Origin of the sequence: Pedobacter segetis (assembly GCF_016623585.1) — a bacterium.
Lineage (GTDB): Bacteria > Bacteroidota > Bacteroidia > Sphingobacteriales > Sphingobacteriaceae > Pseudopedobacter > Pseudopedobacter segetis.
Genome location: NZ_JAEHFY010000024.1, coordinates 39,740 through 51,053, shown reverse-complemented (window position 1 = coordinate 51,053; position 11,314 = coordinate 39,740). Strand labels below are relative to the sequence as shown.

The window sequence follows — 11,314 nt, the reverse complement described above, 5'->3', positions numbered from 1 at the left end:
TAGTTCATTGGTTCATTGGTATCTGCATGATGGTTTTTAGTTCATTGGGCATTGGTTCATTGGTATTTGCATGATGGTTTTCTAGTTCATTGGTTCATTGGTATCTGCATGATGGTTTTTAGTTCATTGGGCATTGGTTCATTGGTATTTGCATGATGGTTTTCTAGTTCATTGGGCATTGGTTCATTGGTATCTTCAAAAGCCTTGATTCTTGTCTCTTGGCTCTTGTCTCTTGGCTCTTGATTCTATATTCTTTGCGCTTGTCTCCTTCTAAAAAATCACAAAATACACGCTTCTTCTTCAACAGGTAAATCTTTATCATGGGTATCGATACTTATCAAATCTTTTATCTTCCCTGCCTTATCAATTACTATAGAGGTTAGTTTATTGCATTTATATGCTCCGGTATCGATGTTTATCGCATTGGTTGCTGCATCAAAAACCGCCTCTTCTTTAGGGGTATGCCCATACGCTTGAATTTGCGGCAAATCCTGGATTTCATCTCTATGCCAAACCACCCCATCAGGGTTATTGGGATCAAAAGGGTTTTCTGTCTTCGGCATCCCCGCATGGGAGATAAAAATATTTTCCTCCCTAAAATAAACAGGGAAAGTAGCAAACCATTTAGCATCTTCATCAATATTTCTGCCCATTGCAAGGTATTGGCCAAATGTACGTTCTCCAGATTTTTCGTACCAATCTTGGTTAAATTGGTTTAAACAATGATTGATAAAAAGTTGCTCATGGTTTCCCCTCAGCACAATCGTATCTGTGTTTTCTTTAGCTATTTTTTTGATGAGGGCCGCAACCTGCGGGCTATGATTACCGTGATCTATAATATCCCCTACAAAGATCAACTGTTGTTGGCCAGGGGTCCAATTTTTCAATAAAAGCTCTAAGGTGTAAAAGCAACCATGCACATCGCCAACAATAAAATAATCTTTCATAAACGTTAATAAGCTTAATCCTCTTTGTGGATATTCAAAAAACAGTCCAGTTTTACGTTTAAAGAATTAATTAAAATCTTTGTTCAGTAGCCTTTCCAAATCGGTAAAACTGATATTCATCTTAACCCTTCCTTGTTGGGCATAAGAAATTTCGCCTGTTTCTTCAGATACTATAAGTGCGGTAGCATCGCTAGATTCGGTAACGCCGATCCCCGCCCGGTGCCTTAAACCAAATTGTGGAGGTAATTTATCATTCTCTGTTAAAGGTAAAATACAACTGGCAGATTTAATTTTATTCTCTGAGATTATAACCGCACCATCATGCAATGGGCTATGTTTTTGGAAAATACTTTCTAATAGCCTTTTAGATATTTTTGCATCCATCATCTCACCGCTATTTACAAAAGCATCTTGATCAAAATATTTCGCAAAAACAATAAGCGCACCCGTCCGTGTTTTTTTCATGGTTTTACAGGCATCAACAATGGGTTTGATCTTGGCCATATTATCTTTCTCCAACTCTTCTTTTTTAAAGATAAATTTTAACCAGGTCCTGTTCCTTAACGATATATTTTTACCAATAGTTAATAAAAACCTACGTATCTCTTGTTGAAAAACTACAATTAATGCGATAAAACCCACGCTCACAAAACTCCCCAAAATGCCCGATAAGAGTTTCATCTTTAAAGCAACGGTTAAAAAATAGAGAACATAAATGAGGATAAAACCTATGAAAATGTTTACGGCAATAGTACCGCGTATTAAATTATAAATGTAATAGACTATAAAAGCCACCAACACAATATCAACAACATCAAGTATTGTTAATTTAAGGAAACTAAAGTCTAAAAAATCCATTTTGCAAAATAAGGAATTGTTTATTTGATAGGGTTATATCACAAAGATTTAATTTTTTAACAATTTCACAAGATTTATAGCTTCTTTGGCTTCCTTAACATCATGCACCCTTAAAATGCTTGCGCCATTTAACAAGGCAATGGTATTTAAAACAGATGTGCCATTTAAAGCTTCGTCTGGAGAGATTTTCAAAGTTTTCCAAACCATAGATTTTCTGGATAAACCTGCCAAAATCGGTAATTCAAAAATTTTGAATTCTGCCAATTTATTGAGCAATTCATAATTTTGATCTATGTTTTTCGCAAAACCAAAACCTGGGTCTAAGATAATATCATGCACACCCGCTTTTTTTAAAGCAGCTATCTTCTCAGAAAAATAATAACTAATTTCTTGCACCATATCATCATATTGTGATAAACTCCGCATAGTTTGCGGCGTACCTTTTAAGTGCATTAAAATGTATGGCGCTTTCAATCGCCCAACGGTCTCAAACATTTTATCGTCTAAACTGCCGCCAGAAATATCGTTGATCATATTTGCCCCATTTTTAATTGCCTTTTCGGCGATGCTTGCCCTAAAAGTATCAACAGATATAACCGCATCTTTAAAGTTTGATGTTATCGCTTTTAAAGCCGGCAATAACCTATTTTCTTCCTCTTCCATAGAAATATCATCCGCATCAGGGCGAGAGGAATAAGCACCAAGGTCCAAAATATCGGCACCTTCATCCAACATCTTTTTTGCCTGTATTATTATTTCATCTTCTGTTTGGGTTCTGCTACCTTTAAAAAAAGAATCTGGGGTAATATTTAATACGCCCATTACAATTGGAGTACTTAAATCTAACAGTTTGCCACCAACATTCAATGTAGTGTTTGCTTTAAAAAATGTATCTTTAGCCGTCATTTAACCAACAAATTAGGGATTTATTAATCATTATAACAAACAATAAAAAAAGATTTGGCACATAATACTTCATCAGAGTACGATGCGATAGTTAAGGTTTGCAAAGAACTTTTCATCAAAAAAACCAGAGATTATGGTACCGCTTGGCGCATTTTAAGACCATCATCAATTACCGATCAAATTTTCATCAAGGCACAACGCATACGCACCATTGAGGATAAAAAGATAAACAAAGTTGGTGATGATGTCATTGGCGAATATATTGGCATTATCAACTATTGTATAATTGCCATGATGCAGTTAGAGTTGGATAGTACTGCGCCCCAAGAACTAAATGCTGATGAGGTTGAAAAAAATTTCAATCAAAAAATTAACGAAACCAAAGATTTGATGTTGGATAAAAACCACGATTATGGAGAAGTTTGGAGAGATATGCGGGTAAGTTCTCTAACGGATTTAATTTTGATGAAGATTTTACGTGTGAAGCAAATTGAAGATAATGATGGCCAAACTTTGGCTTCTGAAGGGGTAAAAGCAAATTATCAAGATATGGTAAACTATGCCATTTTTGCTTTGATAAAATTAGGGGTTTCATAAAATGGATAAAAAAAGCACCTTCATAAATATTGCAAAAGTTTTAGTTGGCCTTTTATTTATATTTTCGGGCTTAATAAAACTGAACGATCCTTTAGGGTTTTCTTATAAGTTAGAAGAGTATTTTGAGGTTTTCCATATTACCTTTTTCAACCCGTTTTCTGTTTTTATCTCGGTGGTTTTATGTGCTTTAGAAGTTATTTTAGGTGCATTCTTATTAACGGGCTTTTACGCAAAAAAAGTGATGTGGGAATTATTACTGCTCATCATTTTCTTTACATTTTTAACCTTTTATTCTGCTTTTTTTGATGTGGTTAAAACTTGCGGTTGCTTTGGCGATGCCATCCCTTTAACCCCGTGGCAATCATTCTCTAAAGATTTGATTTTATTGGTTTTGATAGTGTTCTTATTTATTAAAAAAGATGCTTTAAAACCTGTTACAACCAATATAAGCAGCAGAAGAATAACTAGTTTAATTATTGTTGCATTGCCCTTGTTTTTTGGTTTATATACCTACACCTTTTTACCGATCATAGATTTTTTGCCCTATAAAGTTGGCACAAACATTATAGATGCCATGAAAATCCCACAAGGCGCACCGCAAGACGTTTTTGAAATTACCTACACTTTAAAAAACAAAAAATCTGGCGAAGAAAAGAAAATGACCGATAAGGAATATTTATCGACCAAGATCTATGAAAACCCAGATTGGGAGTTAATTAATTCATCAGAGCCTAAATTGATAAAAGCGGGTTATCAACCAAAAATCAAAGATTTGAATGTTTACGATTCTCAAGGCGTAAATTATACCCAAGAAATTTTTGGCAACCCTTATTATAATTTGGTTGCCGTTGGCTGGAAACTATCAAACACAAAAGAAAAAGCCATGGGAGATATTAATGCCATAGCAATCAATGCCGTAGATAATTTTAACATCAGAACGGTTTTTTTAACGGCCAACTCGGCACAAGATGCAACCAATTTTTCTAAGAAATTAAGATTAATGACAGAGGTTTTTTATGCCGATGCCGTTCCGTTAAAGAGTATGGTAAGATCTAACCCGGGTTTAATTTTATTAAAAGATGGGGTTATCATCAAAAAATGGCCTTCTTCTTCTTTACCTACCTATAATGAACTAGCCCAAAAGTATTTTAGCAAACAATAATGTTTAAATATCTACTACAAAAAATTGGTTACGGTGTGGCTGTTTTACTTGGAGTTGTAGTAGTGGTTTTTTTCCTTTTTAATATTTTGCCGGCAGATCCCGCAAGGATGACACAAGGGCAACGTTCTGACGTTCAATCTTTAGAAGCGATAAGAAAAGAATTTGGCTTAGATAAACCACTTCACATCCAGTTTCTTTATTATATCGATGACTTATCCCCTTTGGCGATCCATGGTGCCGATAGTGTTTCACAAGCTAAATATCATTATCAAAAACTTTTCAATATCAATGCCGATAAAGCTTTGGTAATCAAGTTTCCTTACCTCAGGCGGTCTTATCAAACAAAAAGGGACGTAAGTCAGATCTTAAAAGAAACAGTTCCCAATACTTTAATCCTAGCCTCAACAGCCATGGTTTTTGCTACTTTAATTGGGGTTTTATTAGGCGTTTTAGCGGCCGTTTATAAAGATACTTGGATCGATCAAACTGCAATTGCAAGTTCTATATTGGGAATTTCTGCGCCCTCCTTTTTTGCGGGTATCATCATCGCTTGGTTTTTCGGCTTTGTTCTGAGCGATTATACGGGTTTAAAAATGTCGGGCAGTTTATATGATTACGATCCATTTAAAGGAGAAGTAATTGTTTGGAAAAACCTGATTTTACCTATGCTAACTTTGGGTTTAAGGCCTTTGGCCATCATTATGCAACTGACCAGAAGTTCTATGTTGGATGTTTTAGGTCAGGATTTTATTAGAACCGCAAAGGCAAAGGGATTAAATAGCAAACAGATTATATTTAAACATGCTTTAAGAAATGTGCTAAACCCTGTAGTTACCGCCGTATCGGGATGGTTTGCTTCTTTGTTGGCAGGTTCTTTTTTTGTTGAATATATTTTTGGTTATAATGGCTTAGGGAAAGCAACGGTTGATGCTTTAGAACTCGCTGATCTACCCGTGGTAATGGGTGCTATCTTATTCATCGCATTTATGTTTGTGATCATTAATATTTTCGCAGATTTGCTTTATGCTATTTTAGACCCAAGGGTTAAATTATAAATGCTGATAACCAATAGAAGAACGTGATTATATTTCTGATTTCATCCCATCTATCCGTAGTTTTTAGGGTTGGGATTATGGGAAATATTGATCTAATGATTTGAAAGAGTTTGTAACTCTTCCAAAATATACCCGCGATGTTTTTGAGCTTTGAGACATTGATGAAAGTGTTTATCTTAACGATTACGTATAAGGGGTTAAGTTTGTAAAAACAGTTACCTACACCTGAGACATGCCCTAAAAAATCAATCCATAAAAAAAGTAATACAGATATGGGATAGGGGAAAAAACCTAAAAGAAGAATTTATGAAACACTATCTCTTGAAATAAAATGAATTAAAAATATGTTTTTGGATATGAGCAAGTTACAAGCCATTGCCATACCTGATGAAGTAGTGATGAGCAAGATCTTTATCATCAGAGAACAGAAAATAATACTGGATAGAGACCTAGCGAAACTTTACTGAGTAAAAACCATACGTTTAAGGGAGCAGGTAAAGCGAAACCAGAATCGGTTTTCAGAGAACTTCATGTTCCAACTTACCAAACAGGAGGCAGAATACATGGTATCGCAAAATGCGATACCATCGAAACAGGCACTAGGAGGATTTTTGCCTTACGCCTTTACAGAACACGGCGTAATGAGGCTGTCTAACGTACTGAAAAGTGAGAGAGCGATAAAGATGAGCATCCGAATCATAGAAATATTCGTGAAATTGAGAGAACTGCTGCTATTACATAAAGATGTATCGTTGCTGGTGGAGCAGGTAGAAAGAAAACTGCTCAAACAGGACGAGAAGATAGAATTGTTGTTTACCTATTAGAGAAAATTCATAGATAAAGAAGATAAACCGGGGACACCGATTGGTTTCAGAGTCAGAAGAGAAGAATAAACAGGCGTAAACTTTTAGAAAATGTAAATATCGGTTTGCGGCTTGGCGAAGGTGGCGATTTTTATCACAAATGTTGATGCAGAGACCCAAACTTTGATTAATAACAAATGTGTCTGCGGAGTACTGAACCTCCACTTTTGCCAAACCGCTGTTATCGCTTCGGTGTTCTTTTTTGTCCGTTTTAGTGGTGCGGTTGGACAGACACACTCTTTGCCTAGTTTTGGCTTGCGGGTCAACTTGTGCGACTTGGCAATGTGTGTGGCTGTTAGGGTAGGACTTCATTATCGTCAAAGTTTATTTGTACTTCTCCATTTTCAAGTGTGCTAATTAAAAAATCTATTCCGTCAATATTTTCTAATGATTTATTAATGTGTTTCTCAATTGCTGGTATTCCAATACCATAAAAAACTGATGTTATATTGTAATCTGATAGTATTGTATTCAAAGAATTTGAGTAGTTGCCTAAGTTTTTTATTTCTTTTAATTTTTCAAAGTCAGAAAGCACAAATCTATCTTTGTTTTCAAAGAATAAAGCAACAGAATTTCTGGTTGCTAAAATGTCTGGAATTATGCCACCTTTGTTTTTTGTTGTTCTGTTTTCATCTGAATTAGGATGAAGTAAAACTCCAGTACCGCTTTGAGGAAAATCATAACAAATGATTTTCCAGCCATTACTTTCCAACCAATTCAATATGTTTATAGTTACTCTTTCTTCTTTCATAACTAAGCATCTCTCCATAAAGCTCCGTCTGGAAACAAAATTGCATCAGCAAAATATGAAAACACGCGGATATGTTTAACTTTTGAATATGTAGAACCATATCTCACTTGCATATAATATCTTGGGATTTCGTGATTAGCAATATCAGCATATTCTTTTGATAGAATGTTTTTGTTTTCACTTGCTTGAACTGCTTTTACAAAATCATCTACTTTTCCTTTAGTTCCGGGTAATTCGATTGTATGATTTACATCATCAATATTAATATCAGACCAAGCAAGAACAAGATTAAACCTTCTTTCTTCAAAAGATTTACCTTCTCTACAAAGTAAATAGTCAATTGCTGCTAAGGCACCTGGATAAGGGTCGCCTCTAAAAGCTGCATTTACTTTGTAAATAATTGTTTCATCACGACTTCTCAATAATTCACCAATCGAGTAATTGGCATTTTCAAATTGAGAAAGGTAGTTTAACAAGTATTGAGTTGGGATTTTAATTGTGGCTGATAAAGGAGACATATTTAAGTGCCCTCCTTTATTCGTAAATTCCTGATTCATAAAAGTCCTTCTAGCGATTACCGTTCTATTGCTAAGGAGCTTTTCTCTGCCTTTAACTATTCCGTGTCTTTCAAATACTGCAATTATTTCGTTCATAGCGTTGAACATATTGGTCATTTCAGCATCTGTTCCTAATGGACTACCTGAATAATTTCTATTGGGGTCGTGTAAAATCCCTTTACTTAATTGATTTAAAGAGGCTGAAGCATCTGGATGAGTTCTATAGTCGCTTGGGTAATAATAAAGGAGTGCTGGAATGTTATAAATGGACATTACATCATCTAACGCTTTAAAAACTAAAGGATTTATTTTATCCCATTTTGGTAGTGTATTTTGTCGTGTAATGATTGCAGCTTCTGGATAAATGTAGAAAGCTGGAACATTATTTTCGACAGATGCTGCTAATCTAGCAAATCTTTGAAAAGCATTGTGACCTGTTCCAGCTTCGGTTGAAACTTCTACGGAGAAAATTGGCTCGTGGTCAATTTCTACAATTAAATCAGGAGCGTCCAAGTAAAGAATTTTCTTTATGTGGTCGGGCATTGTATGAAAGTTCTTTGCATTATTTGCGTCACTTTCATACATTTTTTTCTTAACGAAAGTTTTGTTTCTGAGTTCTGTATTGGCAATTACAAAATCGGCAAAAGGCTCAGTACTATACCATATTCTAAATTTCATTATAAGTATTTTTTAATTGCAAGAGCAACAGCCTTTGCCAATAACGGTGGAACAGCATTTCCAGTTTGTACTCTTCCTTGAACAATACCGCCTTTAACTATAAAATCATCTGGAAAACTTTGAATTCTGCAACGTTCACGAATTGACAATCCTCTTGCATCTTTGGGATGGCCAAATTGAAATTGAGGTCTTATTCCTCCAGAAACTTGTGTTGGACTTTGAATATCCCAAGCCAAACGAATCCTCTGTTTAAATTTTGGATACATTGGTTCTCCTGGTGTAGTGTTTTTGATTTTTTCGATTGTATCCTTTGGATGATTTGGTGCAGTATGACACTCCACAGAACCGTTTGTATTTAATCGCATAAGTTCCTGATACTCTGAAAATGGTTCTGTTTTATATTTCTTTTTTGTTTCTTTTGGCTTTAATGAAGGTAAATCACCAATCGCATCTTTAATAGTTACATAAGGTTTTCCAGTTTCAGGGCCGTGGGTTTTTTGAATTAAGTTAAAGTCAAATTCTTCGTCTCTGATTCCAACAAAAATTAGTCTGCTTCTTTTTTGAGGAACACCGTAATCTGGAGCATAAAGCAATTTGCTTTTTACGGTCATTTTACCTGCTCTTGAAAGGTCTTTTTCTATGTCCTCTACAAAATTACCTGTACTTTTCATTCCAGATACATTTTCTAAAACTACAACCTTGGGTTGCAGAATCTCAATAAAACGGACAAACTCTTTGTACATTAAATTTCTATCATCTTCTTGGTGTCTCTTTCTATTGTTTAATGAAAAACCTTGACAAGGAACTCCTGCAATAATTACGTCTAAAGGTCTACGATTAAGCAATTCCTTAATTGTGTATGGGTCAACTTTTTTAACATCCCCTAAAATTGTTGAACAATTTGGGTGGTTTGCTTTGAATGTTTGAATTGATGGAGCGTGTATATCACAACCTAAAACAACTTCAAAACCTGCCATTTCAAATCCCATTGAAGTCCCGCCACAACCACAAAACAATTCAACAATTATTGGTCTATCGTTTGGAATTTCTCCACCTTTGGTAAAAACAGGGTCTTTTTTCCAATAGTAACCATTTTCTTCAACTTTAACTGACTTGTCCCAAGCACTTTTTTCTAACACATCTGGCTCAACTTCTCCATAGATGTTGATTTGAGGTTCTTCAACAACTGAAATTTCTGTCGGCATTGTATCAATTAATTTATTTTCCATTTTTTAAAGTGTTGTAAGTGATTTGTTCTTCAGCAACTTTCAATGCTGATAAAGCGGATTCTTCATCTCTAACAATTGAGTAAACCTTGTTTGCAAGCCACAATGATTCAAGCTCTTCAATAGGCGTTTTAAAGAGTTCATTCAACTTTGTTAAATCTTCTCTTTTAAGGGGTTTTTGGTCATTTTCAACTTTGCTGAGAAATCCTTCTCCAATTCCAAGTTGATATGCTAATTCTCTCTGCTTAAGACCAGCTTGTTCCCTTAATTCTTTTATTTTCTGTCCAAGTGTCATTGTATGTTTTTGTACTTGTCTAATTTTGGTCAAAAGTAATATATTATTTTGATTATTCTGTCGAGCGTTGGAAAAAATGGCTCTTTTGGTTTTTTGAGATTTGGCTCGTGTGTCGGAAAAAACCAAATGTGCCATTTGCGGGTCGGCTTTTTACACTAAGCGGTATCATACCTCCAGATAATAGAAAAACCAATAAAAACAAAAAATACTATCTTTATATAAATTTAAAACGATGGATATTACAATGAAATATAAAATAGTAGAGAAAATCATCCAGAGCAATGATGATAACCTGCTTAACAAGTTAAATTCCCTTATGGGCTTATAAGAAACAGATTTATGGACAGAAATACTTTTAGAGATAAAACAGGATATTAATACTTCTAAGGCAGAGCTAAAACGTGGAAAGGGTGCTTCCTCATTCCCAAATCATGACTGAAATAAAGACAAGATTTCTAAATAAATAATATGAATGGTTACGCTGTTAAGTGGTCACCCAAATCAAAAATAAGCTATTTTAGCATATTAGAATATCTTGATGAGAAATGGACTTTTAAGGAATTAGAAGCTTTTGTTAATCGTAAAGAAGAAACGATAGATCATATTTCTAAAAACCACTTGTTATATCCTTATTCTAAAGAAAGCGATGCCCATAAATGTGTAGTGGTAAAGCAGGTAAGTCTTTTTTACAGAATAAAAGATAATAATATAGAGCTATTGGTGTTTTAGGATACCCGACAGAATCCTTCTAAAATAACTTTATAAGTCCGTATTCTTACCTCACAAACCGTATCCAAGTGCTTTTCACTCAGGAGAGCAGATTGACATAAATAATAAATTAACCATCAATAAAGTAATAAGATAAACATACTAATTATCAAGAAATAGAAATGCAAAATAATATCTCAAACATCGATAAAAAAATATTTTTAGTGGGCTTTATGGGCTGTGGGAAAAGCAAAATGGGTAAGGCTTTGGCTTCTAAATTAAATAAAACTTTTATTGATCTGGATGACTTGGTTGAGGCCAAAAACCAAATGAGCATCCCTGAAATGTTTTCTGCCTATGGCGAAGAAGGATTTAGAGAAAAAGAAAAAGAAGTTTTACAACAATCTGCTTTCGCCGATGATATAGTTATTGCCACAGGTGGCGGTGCATCTTGTTTTTTTGATAATATGGAGTGGATGAAAAACAATGGGCTTACTATTTTTATTGATACACCTGTAAAAGTTTTGGCAGATAGATTGATCAATGCCCGTGTAGAAAGACCGCTGGTAAAAGGTAAAAGTTATGAAGAATTAATTGAATTCATCCAAATAAAATTAACCGAAAGAAAGCCATTTTACAACCAGGCTCATATTATTTTAAAAGGTATTGATCTAAATGTGGAGACGATATTAGAGGCGATAAAATGATTTG

14 protein-coding genes and 1 pseudogene are annotated in these 11,314 nt (G+C 34.7%); 8 read left to right on the top strand and 7 right to left on the bottom strand.

The window, feature by feature from the left end:
• Positions 1-278: 278 nt before the first annotated feature.
• The 3 genes from I5M32_RS14745 to folP all read right to left on the bottom strand — a co-directional run bounded on the left by I5M32_RS14745 (position 279) and on the right by folP (position 2,711).
• On the bottom strand, positions 279-947 hold the full coding sequence (locus I5M32_RS14745) for a metallophosphoesterase (protein WP_200587709.1): 669 nt from the start codon (positions 945-947) through the stop codon (positions 279-281).
• Between the two features lie 66 nt (positions 948-1,013).
• Positions 1,014-1,805, bottom strand: a complete 792-nt coding sequence (gene cdaA / locus I5M32_RS14740; RefSeq protein ID WP_200587707.1) for a diadenylate cyclase CdaA — start codon at positions 1,803-1,805, stop codon at positions 1,014-1,016.
• Between the two features lie 48 nt (positions 1,806-1,853).
• The gene (gene folP / locus I5M32_RS14735) at positions 1,854-2,711 is read right to left on the bottom strand and encodes a dihydropteroate synthase (protein ID WP_200587705.1); all 858 of its coding nucleotides are present in this window, start codon (positions 2,709-2,711) and stop codon (positions 1,854-1,856) included.
• 54 nt (positions 2,712-2,765) lie between these two features.
• On the opposite strand from folP, the gene I5M32_RS14730 reads away from it, so the two are divergent.
• The 6 genes and pseudogenes from I5M32_RS14730 to I5M32_RS16765 all read left to right on the top strand — a co-directional run bounded on the left by I5M32_RS14730 (position 2,766) and on the right by I5M32_RS16765 (position 6,349).
• Positions 2,766-3,308: a DUF1599 domain-containing protein gene (locus I5M32_RS14730; RefSeq protein WP_200587703.1), complete on the top strand. Its 543-nt coding sequence runs from the start codon at positions 2,766-2,768 to the stop codon at positions 3,306-3,308.
• A gap of 1 nt (position 3,309) precedes the next feature.
• A complete protein-coding gene (locus I5M32_RS14725) occupies positions 3,310-4,470 on the top strand; it encodes a BT_3928 family protein (protein ID WP_200587701.1) in 1,161 nt (386 codons plus the stop codon).
• Positions 4,470-5,525 carry an ABC transporter permease gene (locus I5M32_RS14720; protein ID WP_200587699.1) on the top strand — a complete coding sequence of 352 codons (1,056 nt, stop codon included), beginning with the start codon at positions 4,470-4,472 and terminating at the stop codon, positions 5,523-5,525. Before I5M32_RS14725 ends, I5M32_RS14720 begins: the two co-directional genes overlap by 1 nt.
• A 356-nt stretch (positions 5,526-5,881) precedes the next feature.
• Positions 5,882-5,992 (top strand): ORF6N domain-containing protein, encoded by a 111-nt coding sequence (locus I5M32_RS16775; RefSeq protein ID WP_234461977.1) that lies wholly within the window; start codon positions 5,882-5,884, stop codon positions 5,990-5,992.
• Between the two features lie 9 nt (positions 5,993-6,001).
• Positions 6,002-6,172 (top strand): annotated as a pseudogene (locus tag I5M32_RS16890) (ORF6N domain-containing protein); the annotation flags it as partial.
• 36 nt (positions 6,173-6,208) lie between these two features.
• Positions 6,209-6,349 carry a hypothetical protein gene (locus tag I5M32_RS16765; RefSeq protein WP_234461980.1) on the top strand — a complete coding sequence of 47 codons (141 nt, stop codon included), beginning with the start codon at positions 6,209-6,211 and terminating at the stop codon, positions 6,347-6,349.
• A gap of 334 nt (positions 6,350-6,683) precedes the next feature.
• Here the strand turns inward: I5M32_RS16765 and I5M32_RS14710 are convergent, their stop codons facing one another.
• Genes I5M32_RS14710 through I5M32_RS14695 form a run of 4 tightly spaced genes read right to left on the bottom strand, consistent with a single transcriptional unit; the run spans position 6,684 to position 10,030 of the window.
• A complete protein-coding gene (locus I5M32_RS14710; protein WP_200587697.1) occupies positions 6,684-7,139 on the bottom strand; it encodes a hypothetical protein in 456 nt (151 codons plus the stop codon).
• Positions 7,140-7,141: 2 nt separating this feature from the next.
• Positions 7,142-8,374, bottom strand: coding sequence for a hypothetical protein (locus tag I5M32_RS14705; protein WP_200587695.1), 1,233 nt, complete (start codon positions 8,372-8,374; stop codon positions 7,142-7,144).
• A complete protein-coding gene (locus I5M32_RS14700) occupies positions 8,374-9,603 on the bottom strand; it encodes a DNA cytosine methyltransferase (protein WP_200587693.1) in 1,230 nt (409 codons plus the stop codon). The genes I5M32_RS14705 and I5M32_RS14700 overlap by 1 nt, the downstream gene beginning before the upstream one ends.
• Positions 9,593-10,030 carry a helix-turn-helix domain-containing protein gene (locus I5M32_RS14695; RefSeq protein ID WP_200587691.1) on the bottom strand — a complete coding sequence of 146 codons (438 nt, stop codon included), beginning with the start codon at positions 10,028-10,030 and terminating at the stop codon, positions 9,593-9,595. Before I5M32_RS14695 ends, I5M32_RS14700 begins: the two co-directional genes overlap by 11 nt.
• 333 nt (positions 10,031-10,363) lie before the next feature.
• Here I5M32_RS14695 and I5M32_RS14690 point away from each other — a divergent pair, with 333 nt between their 5' ends.
• Together I5M32_RS14690 and I5M32_RS14685 are read left to right on the top strand one after the other, a co-directional pair.
• Positions 10,364-10,624, top strand: a complete 261-nt coding sequence (locus tag I5M32_RS14690; protein ID WP_200587689.1) for a hypothetical protein — start codon at positions 10,364-10,366, stop codon at positions 10,622-10,624.
• 161 nt (positions 10,625-10,785) lie between these two features.
• Positions 10,786-11,310 carry a shikimate kinase gene (locus I5M32_RS14685; RefSeq protein WP_200587687.1) on the top strand — a complete coding sequence of 175 codons (525 nt, stop codon included), beginning with the start codon at positions 10,786-10,788 and terminating at the stop codon, positions 11,308-11,310.
• Positions 11,311-11,314: the final 4 nt, after the last annotated feature.

Bases quoted from the DNA above. Each gene is read 5' to 3' on its own strand.
- I5M32_RS14705 (WP_200587695.1), bottom strand. From the start codon at position 8,374: ATGAAATTTAGAATATGGTATAGTACTGAGCCTTTTGCCGATTTTGTA.
- cdaA (WP_200587707.1), bottom strand. From the start codon at position 1,805: ATGGATTTTTTAGACTTTAGTTTCCTTAAATTAACAATACTTGATGTT.
- I5M32_RS14700 (WP_200587693.1), bottom strand. From the start codon at position 9,603: ATGGAAAATAAATTAATTGATACAATGCCGACAGAAATTTCAGTTGTT.
- I5M32_RS14710 (WP_200587697.1), bottom strand. From the start codon at position 7,139: ATGAAAGAAGAAAGAGTAACTATAAACATATTGAATTGGTTGGAAAGT.
- I5M32_RS14685 (WP_200587687.1), top strand. From the start codon at position 10,786: ATGCAAAATAATATCTCAAACATCGATAAAAAAATATTTTTAGTGGGC.
- I5M32_RS14695 (WP_200587691.1), bottom strand. From the start codon at position 10,030: ATGGCACATTTGGTTTTTTCCGACACACGAGCCAAATCTCAAAAAACC.
- I5M32_RS14725 (WP_200587701.1), top strand. From the start codon at position 3,310: ATGGATAAAAAAAGCACCTTCATAAATATTGCAAAAGTTTTAGTTGGC.
- I5M32_RS14745 (WP_200587709.1), bottom strand. From the start codon at position 947: ATGAAAGATTATTTTATTGTTGGCGATGTGCATGGTTGCTTTTACACC.
- I5M32_RS16765 (WP_234461980.1), top strand. From the start codon at position 6,209: ATGAGCATCCGAATCATAGAAATATTCGTGAAATTGAGAGAACTGCTG.
- I5M32_RS14720 (WP_200587699.1), top strand. From the start codon at position 4,470: ATGTTTAAATATCTACTACAAAAAATTGGTTACGGTGTGGCTGTTTTA.
- folP (WP_200587705.1), bottom strand. From the start codon at position 2,711: ATGACGGCTAAAGATACATTTTTTAAAGCAAACACTACATTGAATGTT.
- I5M32_RS14690 (WP_200587689.1), top strand. From the start codon at position 10,364: ATGAATGGTTACGCTGTTAAGTGGTCACCCAAATCAAAAATAAGCTAT.
- I5M32_RS16775 (WP_234461977.1), top strand. From the start codon at position 5,882: ATGAGCAAGTTACAAGCCATTGCCATACCTGATGAAGTAGTGATGAGC.